This is a genomic window from Ruegeria hyattellae (assembly GCF_041537925.1).
GTDB lineage: Bacteria > Pseudomonadota > Alphaproteobacteria > Rhodobacterales > Rhodobacteraceae > Ruegeria_C.
Genome location: NZ_JBGOSH010000013.1, coordinates 68,227 through 80,498, shown reverse-complemented (window position 1 = coordinate 80,498; position 12,272 = coordinate 68,227). Strand labels below are relative to the sequence as shown.

General features: G+C 53.9%; 13 protein-coding genes. 10 read left to right on the top strand and 3 right to left on the bottom strand.

Going from position 1 to position 12,272, the window contains the following annotated elements; genetic code table 11:
- Nucleotides 1-61: 61 nt before the first annotated feature.
- The 4 genes from AB1E33_RS23380 to AB1E33_RS23365 are packed head-to-tail and all read left to right on the top strand — an operon-like array spanning nucleotide 62 to nucleotide 2,652.
- Nucleotides 62-706, top strand: a complete 645-nt coding sequence (locus AB1E33_RS23380; protein ID WP_372579651.1) for a lysophospholipid acyltransferase family protein — start codon at nucleotides 62-64, stop codon at nucleotides 704-706.
- Complete coding sequence (locus tag AB1E33_RS23375; RefSeq protein WP_372579650.1) at nucleotides 703-1,650, top strand: phosphatidate cytidylyltransferase; 948 nt, start codon at nucleotides 703-705, stop codon at nucleotides 1,648-1,650. Before AB1E33_RS23380 ends, AB1E33_RS23375 begins: the two co-directional genes overlap by 4 nt.
- Entirely contained in the window at nucleotides 1,647-2,015 is a 369-nt protein-coding gene (locus AB1E33_RS23370; protein WP_372579649.1) for a hypothetical protein, read from the top strand. The genes AB1E33_RS23375 and AB1E33_RS23370 overlap by 4 nt, the downstream gene beginning before the upstream one ends.
- Entirely contained in the window at nucleotides 2,008-2,652 is a 645-nt protein-coding gene (locus AB1E33_RS23365) for a CDP-alcohol phosphatidyltransferase family protein (RefSeq protein ID WP_372579648.1), read from the top strand. Before AB1E33_RS23370 ends, AB1E33_RS23365 begins: the two co-directional genes overlap by 8 nt.
- Nucleotides 2,653-2,832: 180 nt before the next feature.
- Here the strand turns inward: AB1E33_RS23365 and AB1E33_RS23360 are convergent, their stop codons facing one another.
- Both AB1E33_RS23360 and AB1E33_RS23355 read right to left on the bottom strand, forming a co-directional pair.
- Nucleotides 2,833-3,402 (bottom strand): IS5 family transposase, encoded by a 570-nt coding sequence (locus AB1E33_RS23360; RefSeq protein ID WP_372579647.1) that lies wholly within the window; start codon nucleotides 3,400-3,402, stop codon nucleotides 2,833-2,835.
- Between the two features lie 47 nt (nucleotides 3,403-3,449).
- Nucleotides 3,450-3,791, bottom strand: a complete 342-nt coding sequence (locus AB1E33_RS23355) for a transposase (RefSeq protein ID WP_372579646.1) — start codon at nucleotides 3,789-3,791, stop codon at nucleotides 3,450-3,452.
- Between the two features lie 198 nt (nucleotides 3,792-3,989).
- Between AB1E33_RS23355 and AB1E33_RS23350 the strand changes: the two genes are divergently transcribed.
- From AB1E33_RS23350 to AB1E33_RS23325, 6 genes are all read left to right on the top strand, one after another.
- Nucleotides 3,990-5,543: a winged helix-turn-helix domain-containing tetratricopeptide repeat protein gene (locus AB1E33_RS23350; RefSeq protein ID WP_372579645.1), complete on the top strand. Its 1,554-nt coding sequence runs from the start codon at nucleotides 3,990-3,992 to the stop codon at nucleotides 5,541-5,543.
- Nucleotides 5,544-5,868: 325 nt separating this feature from the next.
- The gene (locus AB1E33_RS23345) at nucleotides 5,869-6,435 is read left to right on the top strand and encodes an OsmC family protein (RefSeq protein WP_372579644.1); all 567 of its coding nucleotides are present in this window, start codon (nucleotides 5,869-5,871) and stop codon (nucleotides 6,433-6,435) included.
- 27 nt (nucleotides 6,436-6,462) lie between these two features.
- Nucleotides 6,463-7,695 (top strand): NAD(P)-binding domain-containing protein, encoded by a 1,233-nt coding sequence (locus AB1E33_RS23340; protein ID WP_372579643.1) that lies wholly within the window; start codon nucleotides 6,463-6,465, stop codon nucleotides 7,693-7,695.
- Nucleotides 7,696-7,709: 14 nt separating this feature from the next.
- Nucleotides 7,710-8,876, top strand: coding sequence for an NAD(P)/FAD-dependent oxidoreductase (locus AB1E33_RS23335; protein WP_372579642.1), 1,167 nt, complete (start codon nucleotides 7,710-7,712; stop codon nucleotides 8,874-8,876).
- Nucleotides 8,854-9,378, top strand: coding sequence for a MaoC family dehydratase (locus AB1E33_RS23330; protein WP_372579641.1), 525 nt, complete (start codon nucleotides 8,854-8,856; stop codon nucleotides 9,376-9,378). The genes AB1E33_RS23335 and AB1E33_RS23330 overlap by 23 nt, the downstream gene beginning before the upstream one ends.
- A gap of 447 nt (nucleotides 9,379-9,825) precedes the next feature.
- Complete coding sequence (locus tag AB1E33_RS23325) at nucleotides 9,826-11,031, top strand: alpha/beta hydrolase (RefSeq protein ID WP_372579640.1); 1,206 nt, start codon at nucleotides 9,826-9,828, stop codon at nucleotides 11,029-11,031.
- A 229-nt stretch (nucleotides 11,032-11,260) separates the two neighbouring features.
- On the opposite strand, the gene AB1E33_RS23320 is transcribed toward AB1E33_RS23325, so the two are convergent.
- Nucleotides 11,261-12,220: an IS5 family transposase gene (locus tag AB1E33_RS23320; protein ID WP_372579639.1), complete on the bottom strand. Its 960-nt coding sequence runs from the start codon at nucleotides 12,218-12,220 to the stop codon at nucleotides 11,261-11,263.
- Nucleotides 12,221-12,272 lie beyond the last annotated feature (52 nt).

Sequence of the window (12,272 nt, the reverse complement as noted above, 5' to 3'; positions counted from 1 at the left end):
TTTTACTTTTTGGGTAGATTTGGCAGTCTTGGCTTGTCACCCAGCATCCTCAGGACCAAGAATGACCGCCAACTCAGTTTTTGCCAACGTTACGGCCAATGCGATTGTGCTATTCGCACGTTTGGTGACCGCTGTTCGGGCAATTTGGGATGGCGTTGAACCTGTCCCATCCAAACGGGTGTATTTTGCAAATCATACCAGTAACGGTGATTTCGTTTTGATCTGGGCGGTCTTGCCGCCGAACATCCGTCGGCGGACCCGGCCAGTGGCGGGAAGTGACTATTGGCTGACCTCAAAACTGAAGACCTTTATCGGTCGCGACGTGTTCAATGCGGTTTTGATAGATCGTAACCCCGAGTCGCGTGAAGACGATCCGATTGCCCAAATGGCTGAAGCGCTGGATGGTGGAAGCTCGTTGATCCTTTTTCCGGAAGGCACCCGAAACATTGGGGATGACCCACTTTTACCTTTCAAGACAGGCCTCTATCACTTGGCATCGCAAAGACCCAATGTGGATTTGGTTCCGGTGTGGATCGAGAATCTCAATCGGGTCATGCCCAAAGGCGAAATCTTTCCGATCCCGTTGATTTGCACTGTGCGCTTTGGCGAACCCTTGCGCTTGGAGGCAGACGAAGACAAAGACGGATTTCTGGAACGAAGTCATACGGCTCTTCTTGCCCTGAAAGATAGCGGAGACGCCGCATGAGCGCGCCATTCGAGTTCATTCTTCTTTTGGGTGGTGTGCTTTGTGTGCTGATCCTTGCATCGTTTGTTGCGTCCACTTTGAAGAAACGCGTGGGCCCGGACGACACGGACCCCGTGATCGAAAACCTTGTTGCACGCATAAACGCCTGGTGGGCGATGGTAGCGCTATTGGCTATCGCAATGCTCTTTGGGCGTGCCGGGGCGGTGATTCTGTTTGGGTTGCTCTCATTTGCCGCGATGCGCGAATTCCTGACGCTGACGGCAAAGTCCCGCGCTGATCACTACGCCTTGGCCACCGCCTTTTTCGTTGTATTGCCCTTTCAGTACTATCTGATCTGGATCGACTGGTACGGTCTCTATTCGATATTCATACCCGTTTACGCGTTTTTGCTCCTGCCGATCATTTCTGCACTGCGAGGTGAGACAGAGAACTTTCTGACCCGTGTTTCGGAAACGCAATGGGGCCTGATGATCTGCGTTTTTGCGGCCAGTCACGTTCCGGCCCTGCTCACCCTGCAAATCCCCGGATATGAAGGCAAGTCGATCTTGCTGATTGCGTTCCTTGTTGTGGTTGTCCAAGGATCTGATGTTCTGCAGTACGTCTTCGGTAAGCTTTTTGGGCGTCACAAGATCGCACCGGTGTTGTCGCCATCAAAAACCTGGGAAGGGTTTCTGGGCGGTGTCTTGTCTGCCAGCATTCTTGGCGCGTTACTTTGGTGGATGACGCCATTTGCTTTTTGGCAGGCCTTCCTCGTGTCCTTGCTGATTGCAATCATGGGTTTCTTTGGCGGTCTGGTGATGTCAGCCATCAAGCGCGACAAGGGCGTCAAGGATTGGGGTCACCTCATTGCCGGACACGGCGGCTTTATTGATCGGCTCGACTCGGTTGTGTTTTCGGCCCCGATTTTCTTTCACGTCGTGCGCTACTTCTGGTCGACCGCATGAGCCTCTTGCAAAGCAAAGCCGTTCACGGAGTCGGTGGCTTTGTGCTGATGGGAGGATGGGCCTTTTTTGCCAATCGCGCGCATGAGATGCCAGCTCCGCTTGTGGCAGGTATTGTTCAGGGACTTTTGACCGCCTCGATAACGCTTTTTCTAAAGCGAATAATTGAGGGCATCTTCCTTCGCACAGCAGGATGGCTGCGCATGGTATTGCCACCTCTCGTGGCCTTTCTGGTCTCCCTAGTTTTACTGACAGGGATCCACAGGCTTGCAGGAACGCCGGCACTGCTTGCAACGATCTCGGTTCCTCTCACCGTTTCGACGCTTTACGCGTTCCTCTACACAATTGCATTGAGCCGCCATGTCTGAACGTCGCCCTATCGCCAGTCGAAATTCGAAACTCGCCGCACGCGTCGCCAAAGCACTGGCCGAGCACGGCATCTCGCCCAATCTCATTTCCCAGTTCTCCATGGTATTTGCGGCGCTGGCAGGGATGGCATTCTGGCTGTCGGGCACGACAGGCGGTTTCTTGAACGTGGTGTGCCTTGTCTGCGCGGCAATTGGATGCCAGTTCCGTCTGCTGTGCAATCTCTTTGACGGAATGGTTGCGGTTGAGGGCGGAAGAGGTGCGCCTGACGGCCCGTTCTGGAACGAGGCGCCAGACCGAGTGGCAGACGCGGTCATCCTGGTGGGGCTTGGGTTGGGAACGGGACATCCTGATCTGGGATGGGCAGCCGCTGCTTTTGCGATTGGAACCGCTTACGTTCGCGAACTTGGCAGCGCCCAGGGATTGGGTGCAGATTTTCGCGGTCCAATGGCTAAGCCACAGCGTATGGCAGTCGCGACGGTGGCCGCAATACTTGCTATTTTTGTTCCGGTGATACTGGGGTGGTCCGTTCTGCATCTTGCCCTATGGGTCATTGTTTTGGGCTCGGTCGTAACGATGCTTCGCCGCAGCCGGGGCGTGATTGCGTCGCTCAATTCCGCTTGCAAAAGCGCTGAGTAGATACTTGAGGGTGTGTCGCAAACTTTGGTCGGGATGTTGCACCTTGGTGTTGTTTGATCCAACTGGTGGTTTGACGGCACCAACGTTTTGGACTGCCCAATGATCGACTTCAAAAGTGCGCATTACCGACCGTGTTGCATAGATCAGGATTGAGGCGAATTTGCCCCATACCCCATCTCTTCAGAAGACGCGTTCGTATTCCGCACGACCGAGAGATGTCATGCGGTTGAGCGCTTTTGCTGCTACTTTCGTTTCGGCTATCTGACGGTCGAAATCACGCGCTTGCAGGCGATCGCCGAAAACCTGTTTCCATCTACCGATCTGCGCTTCAACCTGTGATCTCTGGTTGTACCCCGATTTGACTTGCCAGTTCATCCGGCCCCGCTCGGCGATGGCATCGATGTGGTGATTGCGCTGTGCATTCTTGCCTCGAACTGAGTTCTTTGGCGGAGGGACAATGATCTCTATCCCGGCCCCAAACTTGTTCTCCAGACAGTCTACCACACCCAGGCCATCATAGGCACCATCCACCAGAAACCGGCTCACATCTTCATCCACGTCGGTGAGCAAATCTGGAAGCGCCGTGTCATCGCCCACATGTTCCGTGGTCAGCTTCGAGGTAACGATGTCGCCTGTTTCCGGTTCGAGCCCGATGTGGAGTTTGCGCCATGTTTTGTGTGCCTTCCTGGTGCCTTGCTTTTCTCTATGCCAGCCGTTGTCGCCATGCACTTTCAGACCTGTGCTGTCCACAAAGAGGGTGATTGGCTTACTTGCAACTCGCCGGTTTTGGTTGATCCTCAGCCCTTGCCGCGTCGTGACAGGGTCGAAAAATCCGGCACCGCAAGGTCAATGCCCATCAGCTTGGCAATCGACCGCACGAAGCCCTGAGTTTGCCTGAGCGGGAGTCGAAACACGGCCCGCAGAGTGAGACAGATCTCGATTGCCAGATCAGAATAACGTGCCTGACCGCCGCGTGTCTTGCGGCGTGGCGATCTCCAGCTCTTCACCAGCTCATCAGAGATCCAGATCGTCACATCACCTCGGCGCGGGAGACTTTCGTTGTATTCCGAGCAGTTCGTGACCCGGTACTTAGCCTTGGGAAACTTGTCGCGACGGGCATCATTGAATTTGTATGGCATCCACAGCAACTCACGGGAGGGAAAGCAACAGAGCTAATCCTGAAGCGCGATCCGTGCAACACGGTCGATGGCTGGTATGTTGATTGTTGCAAGTGCGAGGAAGTATCGGGTGATGATGTGACGTATGCCGTCAGCCCAGCTGTGACATACGTTACGCAGCCAGTGTGACATTCAATGATTGGGCGATAGAATATCGTGATGAAGTACAGTTTTGACGATATCACTCTGGACCTGGATGTGCGAGAGTTACGCAAGTCGGGTGTGCTGGTATCCGCTGAGCCATTGGTCTTCGATCTCATCGCATACTTCGTGGCAAATGCCGACCGGGTGATTTCCAGAGACGAATTGGTGGAGGCGGTCTGGGAAGGAAGATTTGTCTCTGACGCTGCGGTCTCAAGCGCAGTAAGTTCAGCCAGAAAAGCACTGGGGGACGATGGACATCAACAGAAATTCATCCGCACAGTACACGGTCGGGGCTTTCGGTTCTTCGAGCCGGTCAATGACGCAGCCCCTGCTCAAAACTCCAGCATGGCAGAGCAACCCAATACCAAACCAGTAATCGCGGTGCTGCAGTTCACACCGGTGAGCCGTAGTCCTGACGAAGATAAGCTGGGAGAAATTTTATCGAAATCCATCGCAACTGAGCTTTACCAGTTCCGTCACTATGGTGTTTCGTTCGAAGGAAAAATAGAAAGTCAGAACACATCGGACACGGACGAAAGGAAGTTTGGAAATTCTGTTGGAGCTGATTTTGTACTGAGTGGAAATCTGTGGGTGCTAAACGGACGAATTCGGATCAACGCCCACCTGCTGGATTGTAACGGTGGTAAGAAATTCTGGGCGGACAGGTCGGATGGAGATTTAAGCGATACGCTGGATACGATCGATCAGATCGCCAGACGAATTGCGGCTACGACCGTGGGGCGTATTGATGCGCTGGGTCAGCGATTGACCGCGTCAAAGCCATCAGACATCCTATCCGTGAGCCAGTTGATTTTGCGGGCACAGGCTTTTTACAATCAGGTATCAAAGAAAGCGCATACTGAAGCGCTGGATTTACTCAGCAGTATCCTTGAACAAGATCCCCAAAATTCGCGAGCTCAGATGCTAATTGGTGCAATCCACGACATGGCCTTTTTTACTGGCTGGTCGCCGGAGCCGGATCAGTCACTGAGACTCGCGCTTAAGCACGGGCGCCTCGCCATTCAAATCGACCCAGAGAATGCCTTGGCACACGCGCATTTCGGGGAGGCGTTGCTGCATTCGCACCGTATCCCGGAAGCGCAAAGCCAATATGAGCGCGCATTGAACTTGAACCCCAATGATGTCGCCGTCATCACCCTACATGCTGCATTCCTGGTCGAAAACGGACGCACCAAAGAGGCGCTGGACCGACTGATACTAGCAAGGGAGTTGGATCCGTTTGAACTGAATTGGATCCCGTGGATACGAGGTGAAGCACATTTCGCATTGAAGGAATTTGATGCAGCGATTGCTGACCTTCAGGAAATCGTGTTTCCAATCAACAACGCACGCGCTTTGCTGGCATCGTGTTATGCCCATGCAGGAAGGCAGTCCGACGCCGAAGAAACACTGGCCGAGTTTTTGCGGGTCGCAAGGAGTGAAATGGCGCGTTTTCCGGAATCCCCTGACGAATGGCAGAACTATTTTAGCCGCGAAAGCAGTAACCACAAATCCGCTGTACAGGATCTGCTCCTGAACGGATTGCGTATGGCAGGTTTGCACATCTAGCTACCTTGCCTGTGCAGACCCAAACCGATTGTCGGTGGTCTGAGGTCGCAGAAAACTCATAACATCGGCTTGCTGTTTATTCCTCCAGATTTTGACCGTCTAAATGTAAACGGCTGCAGGGTCAGGTGCCGTAACACATCTTTTTTTATAGGTTTTAAGGCTGCTCTGAGAATTCCCCCAGAAATCTCCACAAAATCCCGAGGTGATCCCCAAGCAACCCAGGCGGTGGGTTTCTAGAAATAGGTATCGAACGACGCCCCACCACTTCAGGGCGCCCGTTTCGAGAAGCTGCCCAGCAAGGGCGATTGGAAAATGGAGATCCGAAATGCAAATGCAACAGCAACAAACCCCCGTAGACAACGGCGTGAATGTCGACGCTCTGATGGGAGCACGCGAAGTTCTGCGCGATGCGCCGGCCGCCGCGCAATTCACATGGCGCGCGGAATGCGAATGGATGGGCGGCGTTCACAGCCGTTCCACAGTTAGGGGATTTTATGGTCTTGGCGAGGAACAGGCGCACGATAAGATCTTTACTGTCGATGCCGACCACCCGCCGCAGTTTGCGGCCTCTGACAACGGCGCAACCCCGGTTGAGATCGTTCTGTCGGCACTGGCAAGCTGCCTGAGCGCAGGTGTTGCGTCTGTCGCGCAAAATCGTGGGATTCAGCTGCATTCCGTGAAAGCAACTGTCGAGGGCGACATGGATATCTACGGCATCCTGGGCGTGGACGCGGATGTGCGAAACGGTTTCAGCGCAGTCCGGGTAAATTTCGACATCAATGCCGACGCCAGCCAGGACGAAATCGCAGCTGTCGTATCTCAATCGCAAAAGCGTTCTGCTGTGTTCGATATCATCACCAATCCCGGAAATGTCAAAGTTACGGTCAGTTGACCGTGACACGGCTCAGGAGCGAGCGTCATGAAACATATTACGACCGTCATAATTGGCGCCGGGCATTCCGGACTCGCCATGAGCCGCGAATTGAGTTTGCGTGGGGTTGACCACGTGGTTCTGGAACGGGGTCAGATCGCAAACAGCTGGAAAACCCAGCGGTGGGACAGCCTTCATCTACTGACCCCCAATTGGATGAACGGCCTTCCAGGCATGTCTTATTGTGGGGCGGACAAAGACGCATACATGTCGGTCTCTCGGCTTGTATCGGAAATCCATCGCTTCGCCGATTATCATCAAACTCCGGTTCAGACCGAAACGACTGTTTTGGCGATTGATCCACTTGGTGACGGGTATCGCGTGCAAACGGATCAGGGGGCAATAACATGCCAGAGTGTCGTAATGGCCAACGGAGCCTGCGCGCAACCGGCGATCCCTTCATTTGCCGTCGAATTGCCGCGCTACATCAGGCAATTGACGCCGCTTTCCTATAAGCGCCCCAATGATCTGCCCGGCGGCAAGGCGCTGGTTGTTGGCGCTTCAGCTTCGGGGCTCCAACTGGCGCAGGAAATCCAGGCGTCAGGTCGGCAGGTTACTCTGGCCGTTGGCAATCATGTTCGACTGCCAAGACGGTACCGCCGTGCCGACATCCTGCATTGGCTTGATACGCTCGGCCTGAGCGAAATTCCGTTCGATCAGATGGATGACATTGACCGGGTTCGCCGGACACCTTCGCCGGGGCTGGTTGCTGAACATCAGTTAGACCTCAACACCCTGACGGAAATTGGGGTGGAAATAGCGGGTCGCTTGGAAATGATCCGGGATGAAACCGCTCTGTTTTCGGGGTCTTTGGAAAACAAATGTGCGGCTGCTGATCTCAAAATGAATCGGCTTTTACAAACCATTGACGATTGGATCGCGAGCGAGGGTTTTGAAGAGTTCTTTCCGCCATCGCAGCGTTTCGCCGCAACCCGGGTCCCGGATCGGCCGAGACTTCAACTAAACTTCGCCAAGGAGCGTTTCGAGTCCGTAATCTGGGCAACCGGTTTCAGACCGGATTTCAATTGGCTGAATCTGCCTGTGTTCGATCGCAAGGCAAGACTGCAGCACCATGGTGGATTGGTCGCGCAGGGTCTCTACGTGATGGGGCTTCCTTATTTGCGCCAGCGTAAGTCGACCTTCATCGCTGGCGCTTCAGAAGACGCGCATGCGTTGGCCGCTCATCTTCGTTGCAACCTAGATCAACGGCTGGTTGCCTGAATAGGATCGAGAATATGGAATATCAATTTAATCGCTTAAAATACGACGCAATAATTGTAGGTGGGCGCTGCGCCGGATTGGCCACCGCGATGCTGCTTGCTCGGGCCGGTGCACGCGTCCTGATCATCGAACGCGACGGCGAAATCGGCGACACTCTTTCAACACACAAACTGATGCGTCCCGCAGTCTCGCTATTGAACAGCTGGGGTTTGCTGGAACATATCGATCAGGCGGGAACGCCACCGGTTCGGCAGACCCATTTTCACTATGGGCATGAACAGATCACTGTAGATATCAAGCCCGAGGGTATTTTGAAGGGTCTTTACGCCCCGCGCCGATGGTTGCTCGATGGGGTCTTGTCGGATGCGGTGGTCAGTGCCGGCGCAGAGCTGCATCTGGGGACCAGAGTAATCGCCACAATAAAGAAGAATTGTGGGCGCGTAGCAGGTGTTGTCATCAGGCAGCGGGACGGTACATCGGAGATCGTGGGAACTGACATTCTGGTCGGCGCAGACGGGCGCTGTTCGTCCGTGGCCGAGATGGTCGGCTCTCGCTATATGGCGCGGTCCATTGATCGTTATTCGACTGTATATACCTACGTGAAGGATATCCCGAACCAAGGCTATCGCTGGTATTTTGATCAGGGTGCATTCGCAGGGTTGATTCCGACGACTGGCGGCGAGCACTGCCTGTTTGCATCAAGTGCACCCAACAGCTTTGCACGCTGGTTCGGGAAAGATCCCTACCAAGGTGCGATGAACATGTTGTCGATTTGGGAGCCATCGTTGGCGGCCAAGCTAGCCCAGCAAGGCGTAGCGGACTGGGTAAGACGATTTGCCGGCGCTCCTGGTCACATCAGGGAATGTGCCGGTCCCGGCTGGGCTCTGGTTGGAGATGCTGGGTATTTCAAAGATCCAGCGACGGCGCATGGCATAACGGATGCCTTTCTGGATGCAGACCGTCTTGCGGCGGCACTGATCAAAGCACCTGGTGACGCGAGAGCCTATCAGACGGAACGCGACCAATACGCCACTGAAGTGTTTGCTATCACACAGGAAATAGCTTCGAGGCGTTGGGATTTGAAGCGAATCAAATCACTGCACAAGGATTTTTCGGAGGCGATGAGGCGAGAGCAGGCGTCTTTAGAGAATAACAACATTGCCGCACACGCAGCGGCTTAGGCAAATTGCGCTGACTGTCATTCGTCATCAATTGTTAGGGTTGGAGGATAAAGTGAGCACTGCAACGAACGGCTGGATCGGGGTCATTAATGGGAAACCAAAATTGAGGCAATGTGCCAACCGGTCCCAAGTAACGCGATTGGAAGATATCTATGCCTTTACAGAAATGACGGGGGATAGAAATCCGGTTCACTATGATGAAGACCTGGCCAAGAAAACCCCATTTGGAGAACTCATTGTTCAGGGCGGGGTCACCACGGGTATATTGAATGCGTGTGTGGCCGAGGACCTTCCTGGGCCAGGAACGGTATTCCTGAATACAAACCTGAATTTCAAAAAGGCCGTCGGCATCGGTGAAGAGATTACGGGCCATATAGTGGTTGTGACTGTCCGCGATGACAAACCGATCTGCAAAATGAACGTGCGTGTGACTGACAGCGGCGGCGAGACATGTGTCGAAGGCACCGCCACAACATACACGATGCCTCTGGCTGGGTTGTGATCGGAAATAGAGATCTGGCTTTTTGCACTTTGCCCGCTCCTGACCACACCAAACACTTGAATTAGCGGAGGATGCCAAGTCTAGAACAAGAGCGCACCCGTTTTCGGAAGCAGAACGGTTTATGTGTTGGTCGAAGCGGTGATGAACAGACGGTTGAGCTTTGGACCGCCGAAGCAAAGGTTTGATACCTCTTCCAATACAAATTTCTTTCCGAGCAATGCGCCGTCCAAGCGATAGCAATGAACGACGTCATAAGAGCTGGTCTAAATTCGGCCTCGCATGTTGAGACGAAACCCACCAAGCACACTCGCTTCGCATTGATTCACAAGCAACGTGCCCGCAAATAGCGTTGACGGCATTTTCAGGGTAAACTCGTTAAACTGCTGCTGTACACATTTCAAACAGGCGGTGGAAAACGGAGTGTTATTGTCTGTTCAAGGTGGTGGGATGAGGTTCAAGTTCGGCACATGCATTCTGGACGATGAGCGGTTTGAACTCAGTCGCGATGGACAAATCGTATCTGTAGAACCGCAGGTTTTTGACGTGCTGTCACACTTGCTGCGCAATCGCGATCGTGTGGTCACGAGAGATGAGCTGATTGATACGGTTTGGAATGGCCGGTTCGTGTCTGACGCGGCGCTCAGCAGCCGAATTCGCGATGTTCGCGCGGCGGTTGGCGACACTGGCAAGGCGCAGAGCATTGTCAAAACGGTACATGGTCGCGGGTTTAGGTTTATTTACCCTGTTTCACCCCTTGAGGCCGACGCACTACCTGCGTCAGTGGCTGACAAACCTGTTTATGATGCGATCCGACAGGATGTGCGCTATTTCAAGTCTTTTGACGGCATCCAGATTGCTTACTCTGAACTGGGCGACCCAAACAGTGATACGATTCTTCTGAAAACTGCAAACTGGATGTCACATCTGGAATACGATCTGGAAAGCCCGGTCTGGCGTCATTGGATCGAGGCACTAAGCCAGGGAGTTCGCCTGATCCGATACGATGAACGCGGAAACGGAATGTCGGACAGAAATGTATCTTCGGTCAGCTACGAAGACTGCGTTCGAGACCTGGAGTGCCTTGTCGATCATCTTGCGCTCGACAAGTTCTCGCTGCTTGGCATTTCACAGGGCGCGTCCGCGGCGGCGGACTTTGCGACGCGCCAGCCGACGAAGGTAGACAAGATCATAATTTATGGCGGATTCGTACAGGGTTGGCGGTTCAATAAGAATGAAAAAGCCATTGGGCAGCGGATAGCTATGAGTATGCTCATGCGTACTGGTTGGGGGCAGCCAAATTCAGAGTTCCGCCAGCTATTCACATCCCGATTTATGCCCGAAGCCACACCTGAACAGGCAGAGTGGTTCAACGAGCTACAACGAAAATCTGTTTCACCTAAGATGGCGGGAAACTTGCACGATATGTTTGGGGCAATCGACGTCTCGCATTTGTTGGAGAACGTCAAATCGCCCACGCTGGTGTTGCACGCACGGGACGATGCCGAAATTCCGATACAAAACGGGCGTGCATTTGCGACAGGTATCTCGGACGCGAGGTTTGTCTCGCTCGACAGCAAGAACCACATTCTGTTGCAGCATGAACCGGCGTTTCACAAGCTCGTCGAGCACTGCCAATCGTTTTTGCGTGAATAGGCATCAGAAAGTACTGAAGTTGAGTTGAAAGGATTAGAATTCAATTAGATGTGTTGGATTTCGGGCAAAGAAATGACCCGTCAAACCCGGTGCGAGTGGTTCAATCGTCTTTTGCAATTTACTCGACGGATCGCACCATTGGCGATCCGTCGTTCTAGCCAAATCACGCGATGTAGGACCGTGTTGCATGGATCAGGATTGCGGCGAGTTTGCCCCTTACCCCATCGGTTCAGAAGACGCGCTCATACTTCGCACGACCGAGACCGGTCATGCGGTTGAGCGACTTTGATGCGATTTGCGCTTCAGCTATCTGACGGTCGAAATCACGCGCTTGCAGACGTTCACCGATAACTTGTTTCCATCTGCTAATCTGGGCTTCAACTTGTGATCGTTGGTTGTATCCCGTCTCCGCTTTCCAGTTCATTCGGCCGTGTTCAACGATGGCAGCGATGTGTCGATTGCGCTTTGCATTCTCGCCGCGAACCGCGGTCTTCGGTGGAGGGATAGTGATCTCTATCCAAGACCCGAACCTGTCCTCCAGGCAGTCAACCACACCTTGGCCGTCATAGGCGCCATCTGCCAGAAACCGGCTCACATCGGCATCGATTCCAGCAATCAAGTCTGGCAGCGCTGCTTCATCGCCCACATGTTCCGTGGTCAGCTTCGAGGCAACAATATCGCCAGTTTCCCGGTCGAGCCCGATATGGAGTTTGCGCCATGTTTTGCGGGCTTTCCTGGTGGGGTGCTTTTCTGCATGCCAGCCGTCGCCGCCATGCACTTTCAGACCCGTGCTGTCCACAATGAGCGTGATTGGCTTACTTGCAGCTCGCCAGTGTGGGGTGATCCTCAGCCCTTTACCGCGCCGCGACAAGGTCGAGAAGTCCGGCACCACAAGGGCCATGCCCATCAGCTTGGCAAGCGACCGCACAAAGCCCTGAGTTTGCCTGAGCGGAAGTCGAAACACGACCCGCAGAGTGAAGCAGATCTCGATTGCCAGATCAGAGTACCGCGCCTGTCCGCCGCGTGTCTTGCGACGTGGCGATGCCAAACTCTGCACCACATCATCAGACACCCAGATCGTCACGTCACCTCGACGCCGGAGGCTTTCGTTGTATTCCGAGCAGTTCGTGACCCGGTACTTTGCCTTGGGAAACTTATTGCGACGGGCATCACTGAATTTGTGGGGCATCGAACGTCGCTCACGTCACAGAAAACGCTGGGATTACTTTGAGCGACCGATC